Annotated in this window: 20 protein-coding genes and 1 tRNA gene; 4 read left to right on the forward strand and 17 right to left on the reverse strand. The window is 32.2% G+C overall.

Annotation, left to right across the window (positions count from 1 at the left end; all coding sequences use genetic code 11):
• Positions 1 to 139 precede the first annotated feature (139 nt).
• From AC2TDS_RS06045 to aroC, 4 genes are all read right to left on the reverse strand, one after another.
• Positions 140 to 688 carry a DinB family protein gene (locus tag AC2TDS_RS06045; protein WP_484738219.1) on the reverse strand — a complete coding sequence of 183 codons (549 nt, stop codon included), beginning with the start codon at positions 686 to 688 and terminating at the stop codon, positions 140 to 142.
• Positions 689 to 740: 52 nt separating this feature from the next.
• Entirely contained in the window at positions 741 to 1,277 is a 537-nt protein-coding gene (locus AC2TDS_RS06050) for a Crp/Fnr family transcriptional regulator (protein WP_484738220.1), read from the reverse strand.
• 92 nt (positions 1,278 to 1,369) lie between these two features.
• On the reverse strand, positions 1,370 to 4,183 hold the full coding sequence (locus tag AC2TDS_RS06055) for a glycoside hydrolase family 19 protein (RefSeq protein WP_484738221.1): 2,814 nt from the start codon (positions 4,181 to 4,183) through the stop codon (positions 1,370 to 1,372).
• Positions 4,184 to 4,942: 759 nt separating this feature from the next.
• Complete coding sequence (gene aroC / locus AC2TDS_RS06060; RefSeq protein WP_484738222.1) at positions 4,943 to 6,016, reverse strand: chorismate synthase; 1,074 nt, start codon at positions 6,014 to 6,016, stop codon at positions 4,943 to 4,945.
• 289 nt (positions 6,017 to 6,305) lie between these two features.
• On the opposite strand from aroC, the gene AC2TDS_RS06065 reads away from it, so the two are divergent.
• The 3 genes from AC2TDS_RS06065 to AC2TDS_RS06075 all read left to right on the forward strand — a co-directional run bounded on the left by AC2TDS_RS06065 (position 6,306) and on the right by AC2TDS_RS06075 (position 9,252).
• A tRNA-Ser gene (locus tag AC2TDS_RS06065) sits at positions 6,306 to 6,390 on the forward strand.
• Between the two features lie 1,319 nt (positions 6,391 to 7,709).
• A complete protein-coding gene (locus AC2TDS_RS06070) occupies positions 7,710 to 7,937 on the forward strand; it encodes a tumor necrosis factor receptor family protein (protein WP_484738223.1) in 228 nt (75 codons plus the stop codon).
• Positions 7,938 to 8,010: 73 nt separating this feature from the next.
• Positions 8,011 to 9,252: a radical SAM protein gene (locus AC2TDS_RS06075; protein WP_484738224.1), complete on the forward strand. Its 1,242-nt coding sequence runs from the start codon at positions 8,011 to 8,013 to the stop codon at positions 9,250 to 9,252.
• Between the two features lie 37 nt (positions 9,253 to 9,289).
• On the opposite strand, the gene ettA is transcribed toward AC2TDS_RS06075, so the two are convergent.
• The 9 genes from ettA to AC2TDS_RS06120 form a co-directional block, all read right to left on the reverse strand.
• On the reverse strand, positions 9,290 to 10,981 hold the full coding sequence (gene ettA, locus AC2TDS_RS06080) for an energy-dependent translational throttle protein EttA (protein WP_484738225.1): 1,692 nt from the start codon (positions 10,979 to 10,981) through the stop codon (positions 9,290 to 9,292).
• A 29-nt stretch (positions 10,982 to 11,010) separates the two neighbouring features.
• Complete coding sequence (locus tag AC2TDS_RS06085) at positions 11,011 to 11,187, reverse strand: CAL67264 family membrane protein (protein WP_484738226.1); 177 nt, start codon at positions 11,185 to 11,187, stop codon at positions 11,011 to 11,013.
• 165 nt (positions 11,188 to 11,352) lie between these two features.
• Positions 11,353 to 13,977, reverse strand: a complete 2,625-nt coding sequence (locus tag AC2TDS_RS06090) for a response regulator (RefSeq protein WP_484738227.1) — start codon at positions 13,975 to 13,977, stop codon at positions 11,353 to 11,355.
• A 577-nt stretch (positions 13,978 to 14,554) separates the two neighbouring features.
• The gene (locus tag AC2TDS_RS06095; protein WP_484738228.1) at positions 14,555 to 16,582 is read right to left on the reverse strand and encodes an oxidoreductase; all 2,028 of its coding nucleotides are present in this window, start codon (positions 16,580 to 16,582) and stop codon (positions 14,555 to 14,557) included.
• A gap of 131 nt (positions 16,583 to 16,713) precedes the next feature.
• Entirely contained in the window at positions 16,714 to 17,289 is a 576-nt protein-coding gene (locus AC2TDS_RS06100; RefSeq protein ID WP_484738229.1) for a phosphatase PAP2 family protein, read from the reverse strand.
• Position 17,290: 1 nt separating this feature from the next.
• A complete protein-coding gene (locus AC2TDS_RS06105; RefSeq protein ID WP_484738230.1) occupies positions 17,291 to 18,331 on the reverse strand; it encodes a peptidylprolyl isomerase in 1,041 nt (346 codons plus the stop codon).
• A gap of 76 nt (positions 18,332 to 18,407) precedes the next feature.
• A complete protein-coding gene (locus AC2TDS_RS06110) occupies positions 18,408 to 19,136 on the reverse strand; it encodes an FKBP-type peptidyl-prolyl cis-trans isomerase (RefSeq protein WP_484738231.1) in 729 nt (242 codons plus the stop codon).
• Complete coding sequence (gldI, locus tag AC2TDS_RS06115) at positions 19,133 to 19,669, reverse strand: gliding motility-associated peptidyl-prolyl isomerase GldI (protein WP_484738232.1); 537 nt, start codon at positions 19,667 to 19,669, stop codon at positions 19,133 to 19,135. The genes AC2TDS_RS06110 and gldI overlap by 4 nt, the downstream gene beginning before the upstream one ends.
• Positions 19,659 to 20,687: a DHH family phosphoesterase gene (locus AC2TDS_RS06120; protein WP_484738233.1), complete on the reverse strand. Its 1,029-nt coding sequence runs from the start codon at positions 20,685 to 20,687 to the stop codon at positions 19,659 to 19,661. The genes gldI and AC2TDS_RS06120 overlap by 11 nt, the downstream gene beginning before the upstream one ends.
• 239 nt (positions 20,688 to 20,926) lie before the next feature.
• On the opposite strand from AC2TDS_RS06120, the gene AC2TDS_RS06125 reads away from it, so the two are divergent.
• Entirely contained in the window at positions 20,927 to 21,346 is a 420-nt protein-coding gene (locus tag AC2TDS_RS06125; protein ID WP_484738234.1) for a nucleoside-diphosphate kinase, read from the forward strand.
• 479 nt (positions 21,347 to 21,825) lie between these two features.
• Here AC2TDS_RS06125 and AC2TDS_RS06130 read toward each other — a convergent pair whose 3' ends face one another.
• The 4 genes from AC2TDS_RS06130 to recF form a co-directional block, all read right to left on the reverse strand.
• Positions 21,826 to 22,470, reverse strand: coding sequence for a hypothetical protein (locus tag AC2TDS_RS06130; RefSeq protein ID WP_484738235.1), 645 nt, complete (start codon positions 22,468 to 22,470; stop codon positions 21,826 to 21,828).
• 153 nt (positions 22,471 to 22,623) lie between these two features.
• On the reverse strand, positions 22,624 to 23,643 hold the full coding sequence (locus AC2TDS_RS06135; RefSeq protein ID WP_484738236.1) for a tetratricopeptide repeat protein: 1,020 nt from the start codon (positions 23,641 to 23,643) through the stop codon (positions 22,624 to 22,626).
• 369 nt (positions 23,644 to 24,012) lie between these two features.
• Entirely contained in the window at positions 24,013 to 24,309 is a 297-nt protein-coding gene (locus AC2TDS_RS06140) for a DciA family protein (RefSeq protein ID WP_484738237.1), read from the reverse strand.
• Between the two features lie 15 nt (positions 24,310 to 24,324).
• Positions 24,325 to 25,404 (reverse strand): DNA replication/repair protein RecF, encoded by a 1,080-nt coding sequence (recF, locus tag AC2TDS_RS06145; RefSeq protein ID WP_484738238.1) that lies wholly within the window; start codon positions 25,402 to 25,404, stop codon positions 24,325 to 24,327.
• Positions 25,405 to 25,492 lie beyond the last annotated feature (88 nt).

Raw genomic sequence — 25,492 nt, forward strand, 5'->3', positions numbered from 1 at the left:
TCGTGTATAGGTATTGAATTATTTTAAGTTAGTTTAAGGCATAAAACTTTAGCATAGCCAAGCTATGGTTAAGTTTTATAACGCAAAAATACCTACAAAAGAAATAATAGATATGCGAAATATTTATTTGTAAATCGTATTAGACATGGCATAATATATTCTTCGCTTGCTCAATATGTCGCTCATTATGATAAATAACAAAACGTAAAGTATCTCCCAATCTAAATTTCAAAAGTGGTAAGGTAATCGAGGTCTTTATTTTTGATAGATTCTTTTCTTTGGCTAATTCCAGTAAACAAAGTAGTTCATTTTGATAATTGACAAAATCACTCAGCACCTCATCTTTACTTAATTTTGAGTAGATTGGGTTTTTACTTTTAAAGGTATTCATTTTCGTCATTCCTTCTTTTGGCAGCATAGCTAATGCAAATTTATTTCCAAAATACCCTGTTTTAAATGATGTAGATGTTGCCCCATTAGCCGTTTCAATCCTTTTTTTGATTTCTCTATTATAAAATTTAGCGTACCTATTTAGATGTTCCACGCAATCTAATACAGACCATACAGTCACCGCTTCCTTTTGTTGTAATACTGCTTCTGGTACTGTTTTTAACGAAATCACATATTCTATATGTGCCCTCGTATGACCTTTTAATGTTGCTATTAGTTGGTTCGTTGTAAAAATCATTATATACTGTTTGGGTCAAAAATGACTATTTTAAATTACATAATTATTGATTCTAATCAAGACTTTTAACTATTCTAGACAAAGTTTCAGGCGTCATTCGCAAATACGACGCAATGTATTTTTGAGGAATTTCCTGAAATACTTGTGGACTTCTTTTGATAAGTCGCTCAAATCTTTTTTGTGGTGAAAACGTAATTAAATCAATTTCTCTTTCTATTTGTTGGCAAACAAATTCTTCTAATAACTTATTCCATACAACTAGGTACTCTTCTTGAGAGTTTATTAAATTATAATATGTTTTTTTCGATATTACTTTCAGTTCACTTTGTTTAATCGCTTGTATATAAAATGTTGTTGGCTTCTCGGTCAAAAAACTATCGAGTGCGGTAATCACCGAGTTGCGATATCCAAACCGAATGGTATGCTGCTCGATTCCATCATCAATAAAAACATGTATACTTCCTTTAGTTACTAAATATAAATTGGTTTCAATATCGCCAGCATTAACAAGAAACTCATTCCTTTTAATCGAAATTTCATTTTCCCAGTTGTCGGTTAAAATTTCCAATATTCGCTCGTAACCACTCATTTCTTTCCTTTTTTCGAATTTAACAATTTGATTTTTATTTTAAAACAAAAAGACGGTAATTCCTTACCGTCTTTACATTTGAACTTCAATTATTACTTTATTAATATCACTTTTTCTGTGAACACCTCACTCCCTATCCGAATTCTACACACATAAAACCCTCTTTTTAAATCCGATACACTTTCTTCAAATTCTTTCAAACCTTTAAAACTTTTTTCTCTTATTAAAGTTTTCACTAATTGACCGGAAAGATTATGCAACTCTACTCTCACTATTAATTGTTCTTCTATATCAATCTTCATAGTAATTTTGTCCTTTACTAAGGTTGAAAATTCGAATCTCTTCACACTTGATTTCTCTCTATTCTGAATACAATCAGATACAAAACTCCATTCGTTTACTTCACTCGGAATACTACTCTGTGTCCACCATTTGGCTCTATATATTTTTTGATCATAGTACACTTTATCACCAGTATCGTAGATTTTACTGGCAACCCAAGCCGATAAGCCACAATACGTAGTACCTGCATCACTACATGACTGCACATAATTCCAAACATCACTACTACCCGGAATTTCTGTACTTGAAGCATACCATTTGTTTTTGTATTTAATTCCATCATGAACGACCTCCGTACCAGCCTTTGCGTATATCTTTGCTTCCCAAGCAGGAATAGTATCACAAATAGTTCCAACACCTTTCTTTTTAATAACGAAAGTAGTAGTACTCGAAACACTTGCTCCTTCATTATCTACTGCAACTATGTTAAAGGTAGCACTCCCAAAATAAGCAGGCATCCAAACAGCTGAGTAGATATCAGATGCTTCTGATGTGACCGATACTCCCTCAGTATTAACCATAAATTCAACTGACTCTACAGAAACATTATCTATTATTTTTGCTTTTAGGTCTATAGCTGTCAATTCATTTTGTTCAATTACGGCAACATCTTTCGGTATAATACCAGAAATTACTGGTGTTGTATTCCGTCCTGTTTTTTGAATAGTAAATGACACTTCTTTACTCGTTGTTGTGTTATTATTATCGGTAGCCATCGCAATTAATGTAGCTTCTCCGAAGGCAGCAGGTGTGAATTCGGCTATATATTCATTACCTATTTTTGTAGATGAAATTATCACTGTTCCGTATTTAAATGAAAAAGACACTATTGAACCCTCTTTATCAGTAGCCTCTGCTTTTAATGCTATTGGTGATAAAGTTGTCATTTCTATCACTTGATTTTGCGTTGGGGTTTGCCAAGTAACAACAGGTGGATTTCCAGTATTGATTTCACAATCTTTAACTTTCTCCCAAACTTCATTGCTCTCAGGTACTGAACCATTTGCAGCATACCACTTATTTCTATAGATTACATTGTTGTACTTTACATAATTATCTGCTGTATCATAAATTTTCGTGGATTTCCATTCAGGAATACCTGCACAATCAATAGTTACACCATCCCATATAATAAGTTTTGCCGATGCAGATGCACTGTCTCCGTTTTTAAAATTAGCATTGGTTGCCAACGTATGAACTCCATAGCTGTCAGGTATCCAAGTAAATAATTTTCCATTGAATATATCAGTTCCGATTTTAGTAGTTAATGTTTGTAATACTGAATTTTTCTCATCCACTTCCAAACTAACATTAATAGCTGAAAAGACCTCTTGTTTCACTACTTGATTATCTATGGGTGAAATAAATGTAACTCTAGGTATTTGGGCGCAAGGTTCAGCGGTTAAATCTGAAGAATCTCCACCGTATTTGCTCATGTCTTTGCAACCACAATCAGATAAATCATGAACACCATCCATATCTGTACCAACATTATAAATTGTAGCATAACGCTCGTAATAACCGATCCTATCAATAACTTGTGGTTTCTCTGCTCCTTGCCCACATTCTACGCCTCCATTAATAATGTTCACCGTCATTCCTAATCCAGCTACTCTATTTTTAGTTTTATCCAAATCATTTGGTATCCATTTCTTTGTCATAACATCATGAGCTGATGGTTTTGGATACTGGGGTGTCATCCAAAACCATATAGCTGTTTGAAAGGCTAGTGCTGCATCTTCTATAACTCTTTCTGGGTTATCTAATAAAACTTGCTTATCGCCAAATATAAATTCACTTGCAGGACCGTAATTATAATTATACGACAATTGAATAGGCCCCCTTCCTTTGTACGATTTCCCTGGTGTTGGTGGATAGTTTATATCAGGGTATGCATATGAGGCCATCGTTGGCTCTTCTCTAAAATGTAAACCCCATGAGAATCTTCCTCCAGGAGCTGTTTCCCACCCCCCTGTGGTTTCATGTGATATATTAGCAAAAAATGCCATAAGCTCCCTTTTCCGAATTTCAATACTTCCGAGTTCTAAAAACGAACCATAATCTACTTCCTCCGTTATAATCTCTTTGTCCACATTTCTTGGAGCCTCAAAATCAGCATCAAATCTAATTAGCTTTGATTCCCCAGTGGTTTTATCAATACGAGTAATTTTGTAGGCATTAGTACCACATCTTCTCTCAAAATTGACTTTAATTTTTCCCATTCTATGAATCGCCTCTACAAAAGACTCATAAGTGTAAAAATCATCTTTAGGATCCAATACCCATACTCCCCCTCCAATATCCCTAGCACCGAATCGATAAGGAAATAAGGTATCCCAAAGGCTCTTAGTCACTAGTGGATGGGCATCTACAACTTTGTTACTTTCTTTTTTATCTAGGTTTTCGATTTTCCGAAATCTCTTTGTTTTATGTAAATCTAAGCTTTGTTTTTTCCATTTTTCAACGGAATTACTGCTTATGTCGCGCTGTGCATGCACACAATAATTAGTACTTACTAATAAAAATATTAGTATGAGCAACGGTACTTTCAATTTTTGTATCATCTTTAAAGTTTTAGAAGGTTATTTTTAAGTTGTAAAGGCTATATCTAAATGAACTATATCACTCTAAACAAACACCTTACTACTTAACAATCATTGAAATACCTATTAGTTTTTTGTTTACGAAAAAATAATAGCTAAAGAACCTTAATACACCTCCAGAAGACAAGAAGTCCGTTTTGTAAATTCTTAGAATTACTTTTTCTATCGTATTTTCAAAACAATTATTCGAAGTTTTAAAAGAATCATGTGATTACTATTGTAAGGTTGTTGAGTATCTTATACCAGTAATTGTTTGAACTTACTGTAAAAGAAAATGGTAAATGGAATAATACAATTCTGAGGTTTATTTACCAACCATAATTATTTATGGTAAATGCCGATCTATAGGTGATCGTATTTTAATACTGACTTCTCTATTAGTTTCAAATGACCAACACTATAAAACAGAAGCATGACCGCAAGGAAATAATTGTGTAATTTTACCTAAAATACGGTATAAGGCCTATTGTATTTGATGTCTCAAATGTATTCGTTTGAAACTTTAGAAAACCTCCTAACTTATTGGCAATATACTATACATCAACTTCAGAAATAGAAGTTTCCTGAGTTATAGTTAATTTTATTGACACAAAAAGAACTACTGGATTTTCTAAACGCCATTTTAAGCGCATATAAGCGCTTTCTGGAACGATCTACACCTATGTGCTTAGTCATCGGAATAAAATGCTTTAAGCGCTAATTATAACAGAAAAGAGCTAACTAAAAACTCTCGTTATTTGTTCTCGTTTTATGAAGCAACCAAAAATCAGCTAAAACTAATGCCGTTAATGCTTCTACGATAGGAACGGCTCTTGGCACAACACAAGGGTCATGCCTTCCTTTTCCTTGTATTTCGGTTGTCTCTCCATCCGAATCAATTGTTGACTGGTTTTGCATGATAGTTGCCACTGGTTTAAAAGCCACTCTGAAATAAATATCCATTCCATTTGAAATTCCACCTTGAATACCTCCAGATAAATTCGATTGTGTAGTTCCATCTGAATTAAATATATCGTTATGTTCAGACCCTTTCATTTTGGCACCACAAAATCCACTACCAAATTCAAATCCTTTAACAGCATTTATAGACAGCATTGCTTTCCCAAGCTCTGCATGTAATTTATTAAATATTGGTTCTCCTAATCCAACAGGTACTTTTTGAACAACACATGTGACGGTTCCTCCAATGGTATCTCCTTCTTTTCTTATCTGCTTAATTCTTTCGATCATTGTCTGGGCTACTGCATTGTCAGGGCATCTAACAATGTTGCTTTCTGTCTTTGAAAAATCAATCTCCTGATAAGGTTTCATCATAAAAATATCACCAACGGAAGATGTAAACGCATTGATATCTATATGTGCTATTAATTGCTTCGCCAAAGCTCCTGCTACCACCCAATTTGCCGTTTCTCTAGCAGAGGTTCTTCCTCCTCCTCTATGGTCTCTAAATCCATATTTCTTGTCGTAGGTATAATCTGCATGAGATGGACGGTATACATTCGTATTATGATTATAATCTTTACTCTTTTGGTTGGTGTTTTGAATTCTAAATCCAATTGACGCTCCAGTAGTAATCCCTTCAAATATACCAGATAAAAACTCAACTTGATCTGGTTCTTTTCGTTGGGTTACAATCTTTGATTGACCTGGTTTCCGTCTGTTTAATTCATTTTGAATTGCCTCAAAATCTACTTTTACCCCTGCAGGGAAACCATCTATTATCCCTCCAATTGCAGCTCCATGCGACTCACCGAAAGTGGTCAATTTTAAAATATTTCCGAATGAATTAAACATATCAACTAATTTAGAAACGAAAGTAGAATTATTTATTAGAAGTACACAATTAAATGGCAATAATTACAGCTCATTTTCTCTTCTGTTTTCTTTTTAGTGTATCTATTCTAACTTCTTTATTTATATAAAATAAAATCATATTTTTTTTAAACCTAAAACTACCTGATAGTAAAACGATTATACTGTAACACTAAAAATAATCAAAAAAAAAGCCTAAAAAAACTCCTGATAATTAAAAAAAGGTTCTATATTTGCACCCGCAATCAGGAAATATCTGATGAGGCAAAAAGGAGAAATGGCAGAGTGGTCGAATGCGGCGGTCTTGAAAACCGTTGTCTGTAACAGGACCGGGGGTTCGAATCCCTCTTTCTCCGCAAATCCGAAGTGAAGGCTTCGGATTTTTTTTAGGGGATTAAAGAAAAACTTGTGAAAGCAAGTTTTTTTATGCGCTGTTTTTACATCAAGATCCGTTATTGTGGTTTAGCAACAATTTTTCAAGATTGATTTTTAGCCAACTCTTTCACTAAAAAAATGCTCCCGAAGGAGCAAACTTTCTTTTCCAAAAAAATAAAATATTTTTTATGGTTTGTTTATGATCTTACTTTGTAAGTTTAATTCTTTGTCAATAAAACTAAAAAGAGAATACGCTAAACCTGTATCAACCCTACTCTTTTAATGGCTATCACAAAAACAGCCTTTAAACCCTTTATAATTGAATATTGAAGATATACTATAGCTTTATAAGTATCTATCTTATGCTTATTTTAAATCTCATTATAACCGGTTCACGATATTACAACATTAAATCGTAATAAACAATAGGTGAAAATACTAAAAATTAAGTAAGTATAAACCATTATAATACACGTTAGTAAATACCATTTTTAACATAATCGACCTATATAAAAAAACCCACTCAAAGATTGAGTGGGAAAATTGCTATGAAAAAGATCTTAGGACGTCTCCTAAGAGGTTTCAAAGATACAATAAATTCTTAAAAGAATAAAACTTCAGGTCTAAAAATGACTGATATTCTAGAAAAAACAAATCTCTAGAAAAATAACCTAGCCCACTACAACATATATTTAACCCATTGTTAACAGGAATAGAAATAGTCAAAAGGTATTAATTTGAGACACTTACAAATAGTGTAAAATCTAAATAATCATATCCAAGTAATTCGTTATTTCATTTAACTAATAATTAGAAATTTTACTCCACGCACTACCAAATTAAACACATCATTCAATACTAATTAAAGTAGCGTAAGACTAAAAACTGCGTATTCTCTAATTACAAAACCCAATACACAGTAAAGCTACTACTACTATAGTTAAATACCAATATCGCGGCAAATAAAACGGAACCAAAACATGACATGATACCAACAAGCTAAAGTAAAGGTCTCCTAAACAAATAATGCTAAATAATAAAACAAACCTATAACAAAACCCCACTAAACACTCACATACTGCACATTAACAACATGCAATCAATCATAATCCTCTCAAAGAAAGACAGGTATATACTCGTAAACTTTACTATATAAAATACATCTCCATATTTTTTTTGGGTAATGATTACCTATTATAAACACTACATAAAAAACATGAGTTATTTAGATGCGCGTATCATAATAACTGAGGAAGCCGAAAATCATAATAGAGTAGGCATAATTATTAAATATTAAACAATGAAAACTAACTTTTTTTTACCAAAAGGATTAGAGAAATTTTCTGATTTACAAATTGAAAATTTAGAGAATGTTAAAGGCGGGGCCCAAGATATACCAGTTGATGACATCTATTATCCAACAGGAGGCGGGAAACGTTGCCCTAATGGTCAAGTATGGTCTGACAGATTAGGTAAATGCATTTCGATTGCTGTTGCAGATACAAGAGCACACTCTTTGTCTGTATAAACTAACACACAGGAATTATATCTTGTCTAACAACTTGATATAATTCCTTTCCTTTCATATAATTCTTTACACTATGGTTTTTGATGCTCTAATTATAAAAGTTGCTAGCAGGTGCAACTTAAACTGTTCATATTGTTTTATGTACAACCTTGGCGATACAACGTATAAAAAACAGCCAAAGTTTATGTCGTACACTACCGTTGATGCTATTTTAGAAAAGGTTAAATTATATATCCAAAAATATAACAAAAATCATTTTTCATTTATTTTCCATGGAGGGGAACCTCTATTAGCACCTAAAGACTTTTACTCTTATTTTATCAAAAATGCTAACTTACTAGAGAAAGAGCTAAATAATGTAACGTTTTCATATGAAATGCAAACAAATGGAGTACTCATAGACAATTCTTGGTTGCAGCTCTTCCAACAACTAAATATTTATCCGAGTATTAGTGTAGATGGGACTGAGAAAGCCCATGACATGTACAGAGTTGACCACAAAGGCAATGGAAGTTACCATACTGTTTTTAAAGGTGTTTCATTACTAAAAAAAGAACTGGGGCATGCAGATATTGCTTGCGTTATCAATACAACCGAAAGCCCTAAAGAAATTTACGACAGTTTTAAAAAAATGAATGCCACTTCAGTTAACTTTCTTATTCCCGACTATACTCATGATAATTTTCCATTCGAAAAAGATAAAAACATAATGGCTAACTGGCTCATTACATTATTTGACATTTGGATCAATGATATTGATAGGTTCAAAATCCCAATGTTCGTTGGGTTTTTAAATAGTCTTTTAAGAGTTAATGAACAGGTTAAAAACGAATCAAAAGTATTGATTATAGAAACTAACGGAGAAATCGAAGCGGTTGATTCATTAAAAGCTTGTGGCAATGGCTTCACAAAAACTGGTTTAAATATAAATAAAAACTATTTTTCTGATATACAGAACTCCCCGCTTGGAAACTTATATTTTGGAAACTATAACGACAAATTATGCTACAAGTGTACACAATGCCCGTTAAATGAAATTTGTATGGGAGGAAGGCTTGTACACAGGTATAGTAAGAAAAATGGGTTCAACAACCCTTCTATATATTGCAATGACCTAGTTTACCTCATAGCTCATCTACAAAATTACTTTATGAAGCGTCTACCAGATTTACATGAAAAAGAAAATATTGAAGCAATCGATGCTACAAAAGTTATCGAATATTTAAATTCGCTATCCGAAAAACCAGAAAAATCAACAGTGAATGAATTAGAATCTTTTTCACAGACACATTTACAGGATACCCTAAGCTCATAAAAAAAGCGATCTTTTTATCGACCGCTTTTTTTCTTTATTATCTTATTAGTTTTTTGTACTTAATTCGTTTAGGCATTAAATCACCTCCGAGTCGATTTTTCTTATTTTCTTCATACTCAGAAAATGATCCCTCAAAAAAATACACTTGACTATCACCTTCAAACGCTAAAATATGTGTACATATTCTGTCTAAAAACCATCTATCATGCGATATAACTACGGCACAGCCAGCAAAATTTTCTAAACCTTCTTCCAAAGCTCTTAAGGTATTTACATCTAAATCATTCGTTGGCTCATCTAAGAGAAGTACATTCCCTTCTTCTTTTAAAGTCATTGCTAAATGCAATCGATTACGCTCTCCTCCTGACAAGGCGGAAACTTTCTTATTCTGCTCATTTCCAGAGAAATTAAAGCGACTTAAGTAGGCTCTTGAGTTGACTTGCTTACCTCCCATCATTACTAGATCTTGTCCCTCAGAAAAATTCTCCCAAATACTTTTATTTGAATCAATGTTCGAGTGACTTTGATCTACATAGGCTATTTTGGTCGTTTCACCCACTGAGAAAGTTCCTGCATCAGGGTTTTCCTCTCCCATGATCATTCTAAAAATAGTAGTTTTCCCAGCTCCATTAGGACCAATAATACCAACTATCCCTGCTTGAGGTAAATTAAACTCTAAATTCTCATAAAGTAATTTATCTCCGTATGCTTTAGAAACCCCATTAGCTTCTATAACATTCGTTCCCAAACGAGGTCCATTGGGTATGAAAATTTCCAATTTCTCTTCTATTTGCTTTTGATCTTGATTCAAAAGTTTATCATAATTCTTAAGACGAGCTTTTGATTTTGCTTGACGTCCTTTTGCTCCTTGACGAACCCATTCTAACTCTCGTTCTAATGTTTTCTGTCTTTTAGATTCTGTTTTACTTTCTTGTGCTAATCTTTTTGACTTTTGATCTAACCAAGATGAATAATTTCCTTTCCATGGAATTCCTTCACCTCTATCTAGCTCTAAAATCCAACCAGCTACATTATCCAAGAAATAACGGTCGTGAGTTACCGCAATTACAGTGCCTTTATATTGTGCTAAGTGATGTTCTAACCAGTGAACTGATTCAGCATCTAAATGGTTTGTAGGCTCATCTAACAACAAAATTTCTGGCTCTTGTAGTAGCAACCTACACAAAGCGACTCTACGACGCTCACCTCCAGATAAAACCCCTATTTTTTTATCGGAGTCAGGTGTTCGTAATGCATCCATGGCGATTTCTAACTTTGTATCCAACTCCCATGCATTAGAAGCATCAATTTTATCTTGTAGTTCAGCTTGTCTGTCCATTAACTTCTGCATTTTATCTGCATCAGAATACACTTCTTCCAAACCAAACATATCATTTATCTTGTTGTACTCATCTAATACAGCAACAACTTCAGCAACCCCTTCTTTAACAACCTCTAAAACCGTTTTCTCTTCATCTAGTTGGGGTTCTTGTTCTAAATATCCAACTTTATACCCTGGTGAAAAAACAACATCTCCATGATAATTCTTCTCTACTCCTGCTATAATTTTCAACAGTGTAGATTTTCCCGATCCATTAAGTCCTAAAATTCCTATTTTAGCTCCGTAAAAAAAACTTAGGTAGATATCTTTTAAAACTTGTTTTCCTGTACTTTGATAGGTCTTAGAAACCTTATTCATCGAAAAGATGACTTTCTTATCGTCACTCATTATTGTATTCTTTAATTTTCTCTACGTTATTAAACTCTTCCTTTAAGGGCATTAAACACCCATGCATTTGCAAAAAAACCAAGACCAACAGCACCAAATCCATATCCTGCTATTTCATCATATTTAAATACTGCCAAGACCACAAGTAAAATCCCCATCAAAATCATTATTAATGTAGCCCAACCAAGAACTGTGTTTTTATTCATTGCCATAATTATTTAGATTTTTAATCGTAAAAAGATCCATTTTATTAGAATCTCTTTGCATAAAGTGAAACGCAAATATCGTAATTATTTAAACAAGAAAAATAGAAAAGCTAATATTTAGTTTTTCACCACTGGTGTTATCGCATTTTTCTAGGAGAAAACAATTTAATTTTGTTTTAACAAATCTCTAGGACTCACTCCAAAACGACTTTTAAACTTAATTGAAAAATACGAAGCACTTTTTATTCCTATCGCATATCTTACGCTGTTAATATCTGCCTCTTCTCTATTTTTAATCTTTTTATAAGCTTCCTGTAATCTCACTTCAAGGATGAACTTAACAGGGGTTAGCCCTGTTAAATTTTTAATCATTCTTTCCAGTTTTCTCTGACTAAAATTAACTTCTTTTGCCAGGCTTCCTACCGAAAAATCTTCCTTTTCAATATTATCAAGAACTATTGTATGTAATCTATTAATATTTTTTTGATCGAAAGTTTCAATCTCTTTCTCATTTTCGTTTTCAGGTTGTGTCTCCTTCCAAGTTTGTCTTTTTTTCTTGTTATCAATCAAACAGTTAATTCTTGCGATCAATTCATTCTTACCAAAAGGCTTTACGATATAGTCATCAACTCCGATATTAAAAGCTTCTATTTTATTTTTTTCATATCCTAGCGCAGTAATCATAATAAAAGGTATATCATCATAAACAGGCATTTGTTTCAATCTTTTTCTAAACTCAATCCCATTCATTTTAGGCATCATCACATCAGAAATAACCATGTCGAAAGTTTTATCTTGTAATACAACTAAGGCGTCTTCTCCGTTAAAAGCAAATTCACAATCATATAATGGCGTCAATATTTTTTCGTAATAATCAACCATATAAGGATTATCTTCTACAATCAATAGTTTATAATCTTTCTTCGAAAATTTATGATGTGTAACCTCCATACTCGAATCACTTTTATACTTTTTAGTTATTACTTCAGGTTCGTCATAGTCTTCCTTATTATATATTGGCAGTAAAACATTAAAAGTTGTTCCTTCATTCGGCTTACTGTCTAAGGTAATTTTTCCATTAAGCTTATCTACAATATCTTTAACTATGGCCAACCCAATACCAAATCCTTCAGATTTACCTGTTTTATTTTCTTGGTAAAATTTGCTAAAAATAGTATTCTGATTTTCCAAACTAATTCCTCTACCCTCATCTAAAACTCTTATATTTAAATATTCATTATTTAGGAATGCTAAAAAAGTAACTTTCGTATTTTTCGGAGAAAACTTAATAGCATTACTTATTAAATTATTAATTAAACTTTCAAGTTTGCCTGCGTTTGTTTTCAGAACATAATTTGATGGAAGTTTAATTTTATAACTCAATTCTATATTTTTAATTTTTGCTATACTTTCAAAAGAGAAAAATTGTTGTTGTAAAAATGGCTCTATGATAATATTCTCAAGTTTTAAATCCTCACTATCCTTTCCTTCTTTCAATAAATAGATGATATCTGATATATTGTTTATTACCTTATTACTATTTCTTTTAATTTCATTAAAGTATCTCTGAACCTCACCTTTTCCCACTCCTTTTTGCGAAGACAACTCTAGATACCCTAAAATCAATGAAATAGGTGTTCTTATTTCATGAGCAATATTAATAAACAATGATGCTCTAAATTTATTGAATTCGTGTTCTTTCTCAAGTTCCATAGTAATTTTTTTCTTTTGATAGTTTAATTTTAAAAAGTATCTCTGAAATATTACTATTAGTATTAAGAATGCCCCAATAGAACCAATTAGAAGAAGTTCTCTCTTATTTTCTTCCTCTAATGCAAAAACTTTTCTTTCTGACTCTGCCAAATTCAGTTTTGCTTCTGTTATTTTCTTAAAACTTGATATTAATGAATCTTTATGTCTTCTATGAAATTGAATATATTCACGTTTATGTTCACTTACCTTTATAACATTATTAACTTTTAAATAATAATCGATAAAGTTACTATGAACACGTTCTAACTTTTCATAATCTCTTCTTTTGGCATACTCTTCTTTTGCTTTCGATAAGTTTAAATACGCCTTATCTAATTGATTCGTTTCTATATAGGACTTCCCTAATACAAGATTCATTACATAGGGTTCTTCCTTCTTTATGGTATTTATTATTTTTCTTTCAATGTTTAAAGAATCATATTCGTTAAGCTTTTGAAAAAACATCTCTCCATACTTGATTGCCTTATTATGATCATTTACATCATAGCTATAAAAAACAGCCAATTCATGAATAGGTAATAAGTCATACACTTTAACATTTTTATCTCGTGCAACTCTAATTCCATCTTTCAAAATGCGTTCCATTTCATCGTATCTTTTTTGATCTCGATACGACATCGCTATGCTTTTACTTAGGCTTACGTATTCCTTCCAAGTATTATGTTCTTTGTAAATAGTTCTTAATTTATTTATATATCTATCTGCATTTTTGTAATCATAAATCAGCATATAATAAGGTACTATCAGACGGTAGCGCTTAATCAGGTCTTCTGAATCTTTTAGCTGTTCTGTTTCTTTAATTAATGTGTAGATGGTTTCAGATACTTGGGAAGGTTTATTTTTTCCGAGGAGAATATTATGTATCGAATCAAACTCTTTTTCATTTAATTCGATACTATTTTTAGTTGCTCTCACTTTTTCACTACTAAATTGACAACTCATTAATAACAGAGTGCATGCTACCACCACTAAGTTATGATGAACATATAGTTTATTCCTTATTTGTATAAAGTTCATGCGCGTTCTTTTAAAATTCAAAAACAATGTTTTAACTTGCTTTAAACCAGCAAAATAACAAATAATTAACAAAATAAGATACGATTTGTCGTTTTTGAAACAATAACTATTTGTAAAAACTGAAAACAATAGTTCAAATAGGTGCATAAACATACTCAAACCATTGACTTGAAACTCATTAAACAACCATAGCTACATCAACAAAGTAGTGATTTATATATCTATAGTGTTTTTGTATAAATCCACTCCTCTATATTAAAATATGAACCAATACCATAGCTATTTAAAGAGTTTCACACACATTTTATAACATTTCACAGTCTTGATAAAAAAATGACGTATTTGCAACACATATAATCCGAATCATTGAAAAATCTGTCGTAAACGAGATATGGAAAAAAGTATAATGGTAGTTTCTTTGTAATCGAAAACAAAATGACAATAGTTACATATAATTGTTCCCCCCAAGTGCAATTAGCCCACCATCATTACCTTTATTGAACGGTACGATGGGGGCTTTTTTTATGAAAATTATGCCGTATAATAAACGTTAGGCAATCCGCTATAAACAAACGTTTTATAGCTTAGCAGCCAATCTACTTCCTTGGTTAATGGCTCTTTTCGCATCTAACTCGGAGGCAACGTCCGCACCACCTACAACGTGTACTGTTGCCTGTTTGTCCATTAAAGGTTCATACAATGCTTTAAAAGGTATTTGACCTGCACAGATAATGACATTATCAACTTCTAAGATCTTCTCTTCTTCATTCTGTATATAATGCAATCCTTTATCGTCAATCTTAGTATATTGAACTTCATTTATAAACTGTACTTTCTTCTTTTTTAGCGTTGCTCTATGAATCCAACCCGTGGTTTTCCCTAAATTTCCACCAAATTTACCTTTACTTCTCTTAAACATAAAAATTTCCCGAGGAGAAGGATCTATCTTACTAGTATACCCTTCAATACCACTTCTTGAATTCATCGTTTTATCAATACCCCATTCTTGAAGCCAAGCATCAATGTTTTGACTCGTACTTTCACCTTCATGAGATAAGTATTCAGATACGTCAAACCCGATTCCTCCAGCTCCAATTACTGCTACTCTCTTCCCTACGTTCTTTTTATGCTTTATCACATCAATATAGCTTAGCACTTTCTCATGCTCTATTCCTTGAATTTTTGGGGTTCTTGGAAGAATTCCTGTTGCTAGAATAATTTCGTCAAAATTCTCTTTTGCTAGATCTTCTGCCGTTACTCTTGTATTGAGTTTTAAAGTGACATTATGTAATTCGATTTGCTTTTTGAAATAACGTATAGTTTCGTAAAACTCTTCTTTACCCGGTATTTGCTTAGCAATATTAAACTGTCCTCCAATTTCAGTATCAGCATCAAATAAGGTAACATCGTGCCCCCTTTTCGCTGCTACGGTAGATGCCGCCAATCCTGCAGGGCCAGCCCCTACAACAGCAATTCGTTTTTTCTTTTCTGCTAAATCATAATTTAGTTCAGTTTCATGACAAGCTCTAGGATTCACTAGACAGCTTGCTATTTTCTTTTGAAATACATGATCTAAACACGCTTGATTACAAGCAATACATGTATTTATTTCATCATCTCTTTCCTCTTTGGCTTTTATTACCCACTCTGGATCAGCTAGAAAAGGCCTTGCCATCGATATCATATCTGCATGACCTTCAGCAAGTATTTTTTCGGCAACACTGGGCATATTGATTCGATTAGACGTTATCAACGGAACCGATAATTCCTCTTTCATTTTTTGGGTAACCCAAGTAAATGCGGCTCTCGGTACTGAGGTGGCAATCGTTGGTATTCTTGACTCATGCCAACCAATTCCAGTGTTAATAATTGATGCGCCGGCCTTTTCAATTTCTTTACCTAAATGCACGATTTCTTCCCACGTGCTTCCATTTTCAACCAAATCTAACATGGATAAACGATAGATAATGATAAAGTTTTCTCCAACGGCCTCTCTTGTTCTTTTTACAAGTTCAATAGGTAGTTTAATTCTATTCTCGTAGGCTCCACCCCATCCATCTTTTCTCTTATTCGTTCGATTCACGATGAATTGGTTTATCAAATACCCTTCAGATCCCATGATTTCGACCCCATCATAACCTGCTTCTTTTGCTAACGTCGCTGAGTTAATAAAATCTTTTATGGTTCTTTTAATTCCAGATTGCTTTAACTTGAAAGGTTTGAATGGATTTATAGGTGCTTTTATAGCCGAAGGAGCCACATTGAAAGGATGGTAGGCATAGCGACCTGTATGCAATATCTGCATACAAATTTTTCCTCCTTCCTTATGAACAGCTTCTGTGATTACCTTATGTTTTCTGGCGTGTTTTTTTGTACTCATTCTAGCAGAAAAAGGTGCTGTCCATCCTTGAATATTGGGTGATATACCCCCAGTAACTATCAAACCTACTCCTCCCCTAGCCCTTTCGGCATAATATGTAGCTATTCTTTCTATCCCATTTTTTTCTTCTTCTAAACCCGTATGCATTGACCCCATTAAAACTCTATTTTTTAATGTTGTAAACCCTAAATCAAGAGGTTCAAAAATATGTTTGTACTTCGTCATAATTTGATAGTTTATTGTTTTTTTATTATGCATGCATAATAAATGCAAGATACTATATTTAAATTATATAATAAAAAAAAGAAAGCATTTTCAAATGAAAACACTTTCTTTTACTGTATATCAATAAATTATTATTGGTATTTTTCTTTAAATACTGCTTTAAATAGAAGTTTATACAATTGGTAAAATAGCAGCCCTAAAATGATTCCTGAAATATAACCAGATACGACATCTACTGGATAATGAACACCCAAATATATTCTACTATATCCGAAAAGTACTGGAAATAGGACTAATAGAAATATTAGTTTTATTTTTTTTCTAAACAGCATCACCATATATACGCTAAACGTTGTAGATAATGATGCATGACCAGACCAGAAGCTATACCCTCCTGGTTTATATGTGAATTGACGCAAATACATTTGAATTTCTTCTGTATTACACGGTCTTACTCGTTCGGTAAAGTTCTTAACTAAATTTGTAAACTGATCAGAAAAGGACACTAATACAACTATAAAAACTAATGTAAAAGCTCCTTTTATCAAACCTTTGTCCCTTAATACCAAAAACAATATCAAGGCGAACAAAGGTATCCATGTATACTGATTAGTTATCGTTAACCAAAAACTATCATATCGTTCACTACCTAAATTATTTAGAAATATAAGTAGTTCTTTATCTTTTTGTAGTAAATTTTCAATCAATTTATTTACCTACTTTTAAAACTTCAACTTCAAAAACTAAGTCTGATTTTGGTGGAATTGGCCCAAAAGCTCTATCTCCATATCCTAAATAATACGGAATAAAAAACCTAGATTTCTCACCTTCTCGCATCGTCTTAACACCTTCTTTCCATCCAGCTATTAAACTCATTTCGTTTATTGTAAACACTAAGGGTTGGCCTTTATCTATACTAGAGTCAATTTTTTTCCCATCTGCTAAATACAATGTATAGTGAGCCGTAGTAGCAATTGCAGGGTTCACTTTTTTACCATTGCCCTTTTGTAAAGATAAAATTTTCAGACCAGAATCCGTTATCACCGCTTTGTCAATTCCTTTCTCTTCTAAAAATTTCTTTTTAATTTCTTCGATTTTCTTTCTTCTATCTTCTTCCTTCTGCTCTACGTTCGCCAATTCATTTTCGAATACCACAGGAGCATTAAATCCTTTTGCGTCTTTACCTACTCTGATAATTTCAACATGATCAATATAATCATTCTTTTGAATGGTATCCACAACTACTTGACCTTGCTTAACCTCTCCAAATATAGTGTGCTTACCATCGAGCCATGGAGTTGCTTTATGGGTGATGAAAAACTGACTAGAATTGGTGTTTTTACCTGAATTTGCCATAGACAACATTCCTGGTTGGTCATGTTTATAAATCAATTCTCCTTTTTCATTCATAGGAAATTCATCCGCAAACTGATAGCCTGCATTTCCTTTTCCTGTTCCAGTAACATCACCTCCTTGTATCATAAAATTTTTTATCACTCTATGAAATTTAATTCCATCGAAATACGGTTTTCCTTTTAAAGAATCAACCATTTTTGGGTTATTTCCTTCTGCTAATGACACAAAATTAGCAACAGTTAGCGGAACTTCAGCTGCATGAAGTTTCACTAATACATCTCCTCTGTTTGTTTGAATATCCGCGTATAATCCATTATCTAAATTGGGATATTTAACAGATTTACAAGCGGATAAAATTAACGTAATAAGCGCTACTATTTTTATTATTTTCATTTTACAATATTTGATTAACTTAAAATACCCAAAAAAATAGGTTAGTAAATTTACTAACCTATTTTTAATTTGTTCTTTATTTGATCTCTAATAATTCAACTTCAAAAATCAATGTTGCAAAAGGCTTTATTTTCCCTCCTGGTCTTGGCGTTGCACCATATGCCATTTCTTGTGGAATAAAAAATTTATATTTTGCACCTGGTTGCATTAACTTAAGACCTTCAGTCCAACCTTTAATTACCTGTCCTACTCCAAACTCAATTGCTTCCTTCTTATCAAGAGAGCTTTCAAATACAGTACCATCAATCAAAGACCCTGTATAATGAACCTTCACTCTTGAACTTGCTGTTGGGTTATCTCCTTTTCCTTGTTTTAAAACAATATATTGCAATCCACTATCAGTGGTTTTTACACCATTTTTTGCTTTATTTTCTTCTAAGAATTTTTCGTTTTCTTTTTTGTAGTCACCGAATTCTTTTTCTGCCTTTTGTACCTGCTCTTCTCGCATCTTTTTCATTTTTTCTTCTTGCTTCTTTTGAAAATAGGCACGTATAATATTGCTTACCTCTTTATTTTCAACTAATAAATTGGTAGAATCAAGCCCATTTTTAAAACCTTGTACAAATAAGTCACGGTCAGCTTCTTCAAAATTCATTTTTAACTTGGTGGCCATATCTAATCCAATAGCATAACTTACTGAGTCTACTTGATTACTTAATGAACTCTTGGTTTTAAATTGTCCATTACTGCAAGATACAACCGATAATCCTAAAACTGCGATTGCCAAAAATCTGGTAATTTTCATTGTTTCTTCTTGTTTTTAATATTTATTAATGTTACTGTACTCTGTATAGGTTGGTTAATTCCAATTTTGTTTCCGTCACCTGTAACCCCATAAGCGCTATAAGACGGAATGACAAATGTAATGGTTTCTCCCTTTTTCATCAACTTAATCCCGTCTTGTAAAGCAGGAATAAAATCTTCTTTATCTATTTTATATAATTTCCTCTCTTTTTCATATATAATACTTCCATTAAGGTCTGTTATCTGATACTCGATGTCTACCAAATCTTCAAACTTTGGTGTGTTTACTTCTAGCGTATCTCTTTTTTTATAATAATACCAATATCCTTTTGTACTCGAAATAAAATTATGAACGGTGTCTTTAGCCATCCATAGCTCTAGTTTTTGTTTTTGTAATGTATTTAATTTTTTGTTTTTCTGTATTACTTCTTTATAAAAATTTTGTGCACCGTGTTTTTTAGGCCTTCTTGCCTTAGGTTCACTACAAGAAAGAAAGAAAACTATTCCTAAAAAAAACACTCCTTTAAGCCTCATACGATGAAAGTAATTCGTTTTTATATGTTGGTAACAACTCCTTGAACATTTTTACTGTATCTTCCAAACTCATTTTACTTTTACCTCCTGCTGCATTATCATGACCACCACCATTAAAATAACTTCGCGCAAATTGGTTTACAGAAAACTTTCCTTTAGAACGGAAAGAAATTTTAATAATTCCTTGCTCTTCATCTTCAATAAAGATCACTCCAAAAACAATTTCCTTTAATGACAATGCATAGTTTACGATTCCTTCAGTATCTCCTTTTTCATAGTCGTATGTTCTTTTTTCTTCTTCTGTAAGTGTTATAAAAGCCGTTTTGTATTCTGGTAAAACCACTAAATTACTCAAGGCTTTTCCTAACAACAATAATCTACCATACGAATTCGAATCACTAACATTACTATGTATTTTATCATTTTCAGCCCCTTTGTCAATTAAGTCGGCAATAATTCTGTGCGTAGTGCTCGTGGTTGATCGAAAACGGAACGATCCGGTGTCTGTCATTATTCCTGTATATAAACATGTAGCGATGCTTTTATTTATAAGATCAACGTCTCCCATCATCTCTATAAAATTATACACCATTTGACAAGTAGAAGACATCCCTGTATCAGAGTACATGTACGTAAAATCATCAGGCTGTTGATGATGGTCGATCAGCACAAAATCTTGATTCTGATTTTCAAGAGTCTTTTGCATGTCAAGCCCTACTCTGTGCAATGCATTAAAATCTAGTAAAAATATAATATCCGTTTTTTTCAACGCTTTGACACATTGGTTATTTTGACGATCAAAACGGTATACAGTTTCCGAACCGGGAATCCAATGTAAAAAATCGGGATATTCATTAGGCATCAATACTTGCGCCTTATGCCCTTTTATATCTAGGTAATGCTTTAATCCTAAAGTTGACCCTACCGCATCTCCGTCAGGGTTTCTATGACCAATTATTACCACATTTCTTGGCTCGGATAAATATTCTTGTAGCTCTTTAAATTGTTTCAAAATCATAAGCCGCGAAGATACAAATTAATGTTTTATTTATCTTTTTACCTTTCAAATTTTGTTTTTCACAGAGAATACATTCTAAAACTGATATCTCCTTTCATTAATTTTCACGCTGCTTCTTATCAAATTAAGGAAAACGAACAATCTTTTTTTTATTAGAATTCACACAAATCTATCCTTAACTTGTTCATAACATTAAAAAACGTATTTTTGCGCCGATTTAAAATTTAGAAGATTAAAAAATGGCGACAAATAGAACATTTACAATGATTAAACCAGATGCAGTTGAAAACGGACATACTGGTGCGATTTTAGAAAAAATTAACGCTGCAGGTTTTAGAATTGTAGCAATGAAGAAAACTCAAATGACTAGACGTGATGCCGAGGCTTTTTACGCTATTCACAGTGAGCGTCCGTTTTTCGGAGAGCTCGTTGAGTTCATGACACGTGGTCCGATTATTGCAGCTATTTTAGAAAAAGATAATGCAGTTGAAGATTTTAGAACATTGATAGGTGCTACTAATCCTGCAGAAGCAGCAGAAGGAACTATCAGAAAATCTTACGCTACTTCTATAGGTGAAAATGCAGTTCATGGGTCAGATTCTGACGAGAACGCTGCCATAGAAGGTGCTTTCCATTTTTCTGGAAGAGACATGTTTTAAGTAAATACTTTCATAACATACATAAAAAACTCGTTACAGGTCTGTAACGAGTTTTTTATTGTTTTACACCGATTTCCAGGTGAAATTACTCAATTATACGATTTACAGATACATATTTCGTATATAGGTATTGAATTATTTTAAGTTAATTTAAGGCATAAAACTTTAGCATAGCCAAGCTATGGTTAAGTTTTATAACGCAAAAATAGCTACAAAAGAAATAATAGATATGCAAAATATTTATTTGTAAATTGTATTATACCTATTTTTTATCTAGAGGACGCATTCTTAATAAATATATATGGTCGATAAATTAATACATCAAGAATAATATAACCTTATTGTTTTCGAGCTCTTCCTAGTACTCTTAGTTCATATATACGTAACATTCGATTCTCAGATCGTTTTTATTTGGTCAATTTAAAGATTAAATCAGTCTTTCCTAAAATCTAGAAACATATCATTTCTACATTTTGCTGTTAATTTTTAATTTTTAATTTTTCAATTATTTCATACAGTTCATTTTTCTCTTCTTCTGTTACATAGGATACTATAAAAGAAAGACTGAAACCGTTAATAATTGTGGACATATATTCTTGAATTATTGTCTTGTTCAAATAGTCAAGCCTTGCTTCCATGACATGGAAAACTGACTCCCCTACATTTCGCTCAAACACCTTTTTTTCAAAATAATACGCCATTTGAGACTGCTCTAAAAACCTCTTTGAATGAAACAAATAGTCTTTTCCAGTTTTAATACCGGGGTAACGTTTAATATTCTCTGCAACTACGGTGAATGATGGATTAAATTCAACAGCGGCTCCCACCTCATATTTAAAAGTAGTTAACAAGTAGGCTGTATTCACTTTCGATGCTTTAACAACAGCTTTTAAATTTTTATCATCTCCTGTTACTAATTCACTGGAAGCTTCAACAAGGGTGTCCATTTGCTGACTATCTTTAATGACCCAGTTTTGATTAACAGGAATTTCCATTTGGAAAAAATTATTCTTATACACTCCACTTTCCATTTTTCCAAAATCAAATTCTTTCGGTAGGTTCTTTTTTTGGTCACTACAACCTAAAGTTATAGTTGCAATCAGTAAGTAAATCAGTTTTCTCATATTTGATTAGTGTTGTTAACATCAACTAGTGCAAATTTTAAGTATCGTATCCAAGAATTTTCTATTCATTTTTTTCTTAATTGATCATTATCCAAAAATGACTTTGCACAGGCTGACGTTGATTATTGTTTGTTATACTTCTTGAATATTGTTTTATTTATTTTTTAACCATTTGTCAAAATCAATTAGCTTATCCTCATTTTCAACGAGCCAATTTTTAGCATTATTATTATCCCTTTGTGTAATATATTTACAATAGGTTTGTAAATGTTCGCTTTTTGCTATATCGTAGAAGAATGCTGTGTAGAAAGCCCACCAAATATCTTCGTCTTTTTGATTTTTTAGTTCGCCTAAAATTTTAAAGAATGACTCCGTATTTTTTAAAAAAAGTTCATCTTCGGTCATTCCTTTGTTTTCTTCTAGTGACCTTGATGCTTCGAGCATAGAGATCATTAACTCTACGGCACCAAATTGGCTATTATCATTTGGTTTTAGTGTAATATTTATCGTATTAGCTTCATTTGTTTTGGATACATTTCCTCTAAAATTTCGCTCCAGTATCGCATAAGCTTCTGTTGATCTTTTCGTGTTTGGCTCTAAAAAAAGAAAATAATATACGGCTAACAATGTCTGAACCGAATTTCCTTTTTGATTATGAATATTTGCCAAAAGTAAATGACTACTTGAATGATTTGGATTATGTTCTACTCCATTTATTAAGCGATCTTCAGCATTTTCTAAATCATTTAGTTTATAATAATTCAGTCCTAAATTATAATAAAGTAGGTAATGCCCACCTGTGTCTTTAATTGCTTTTTCAAACAAAGCAACAGATTCCTTTGTCTTACCTAACATATCTAACGCTGAGCCTTTCGTCATATATGCTTGAAGAGTATAATCTTTACTTTGTTTAAGGACGGCATCAGAATATTTAATTGCCTCCTTATAATTACCTTTTGTATAATAACTAAGGGAAATTTCATAATTTACAAGCGTAGATTCAGAGTTAATATCAAGTGCTTTCTTATATGCGTTTATGGCCTTATCATATTCACCTTTATCGTGATACTGAATCCCTACCTTCACAAATTCTTCAATAGTTGATTGGGCATAACTTTGAATCGATAAGAAAAACAACATCAACACTATCTTTAATTGGTTTATTTTCATCATTACAGTTTTTACTTTTACATACACAATTACGTACATCTCTTGGAAAGCTAAAATTCGCAAAATAGATGCACAACAATCCACTCGTTTAAATTCACTAATAAACGATTTATATCAGATAATATAATTTAGATTGAAAATCATAGCTTTGATTGGCTAAGATAAGAATTATTTATTTTCGAGGTATTTTTTCTGTTCTTATTCATTGAATACAGGTATACTATGCTATTACTTAGGGACACCCCATACTTCATTCCTCTTGATTTGGTGTTCTAAACCTCATACAAGAATATACCTTTCTTTCTCTTATAGCAACCGATAACTCATGGAGGTTCTTGGTAACCCTAATTTTGAAACGCTATTTTTATTCCGTTATACTAGCATCAAACGATTGACTATTTCTTCACCCATTTCTTCATTTAGCATTCTAATAATTTTTTCTTTTCCATAACTTAATTCTTCACGCAAAACAGAAGATTTCAAGCGAACAAATACTGTTCCATTTTGCAACTTGACTTCATCAGTATAGGAAACAACTCCTGCTCCCATTAATTTAGCCCAAGCTTCTTCAATATGTATTTTTTGAAAACCCTTTTTTAAGTTTCCTTCTTGAATAAAACTACTCATTAAATCTTTGATCGAAGAACTATCATTTATTCGTTTCGCCATTACTTCTTAAGCTTATTATAGTTTAAATATTTCATACTCATTATTACTTTTTTTTATCACATCTTCCGTTCTATCGACGTGCGTATCGGTAATAAATATTTGCCCAAATTCATCATTATTTACTAAATCAATAATTTGTGACACTCGATTTTCATCTAATTTATCAAAAATATCATCTAATAATAAAATAGGCGTTACGTTAGCTTGCTGTTTAATAAACTCAAACTGTGCTAATTTTAATGCAATTAAATATGACTTTTGCTGTCCTTGGGAACCGAATTTTTTAATCGGGTATTCATCAATTTCAAAACTTAAATCATCTTTATGAATACCTACAGATGAATATTGTAGTATCTTATCTTTTTCCAAGTTTTCCACTAACAATTGTTCTAATGATCCATCGTGTAACTGACTCTTATAGCGTAAATTCACTTGTTCAGCAGCTCCAGAAATTATCTCGTGTTTTGCTTTGAAGATAGGTAAAAATTCTTCCAAAAACAACTTTCTTTTATAATAAACAACAGTACCATACTGAATTAGCTGTTCGTCATAAACTCTTAAGTTTAACGCATCAAAAGTTCTATTGGCTGCAAAAAACTTCAACAATGCGTTACGTTGGGTAACTACTTTATTATAGGAAATCAAATTATGTAGATATTCTTTGTCTTGCTGAGAAATAACACCATCCATAAATTTCCTCCGCGTGTCACTTCCTTCAATAATTAAATCTCTATCGGCAGGAGAAACAATCACCAAAGGTAACTGCCCTATATGTTCTGAAAATTTATCGTAATTCTTTCCGTTCCGTTTTAGTACTTTTTTTTGCCCTCTTTTTAATGAGCATACAATTTTTTCTACCCTTTCGTTCAAGAAATAATCTCCTTCAATCATGAAAAATTCTTCTCCATGCCTAATATTTTGCCCAGCAATAGCATTAAAATAACTTTTCGCAAAAGACAAATAATATATAGCATCTAAAACATTGGTTTTACCAACACCATTATTTCCTACAAAGCAATTAATTTTCTTTTGAAAATTAAATGTTTGCGTTTCAATATTTTTAAAATTCACTAATGAAATCTTCTGCAAATACATCTTAAAAAAGTGTTTCTAAAAAGCTGGCGCAAATTATTGAAAATTTACCGAATTTCCGTTTTAAAATCCAATTAAAAAAACTATTTTT

Source organism: Tenacibaculum profundicola (assembly GCF_057220795.1).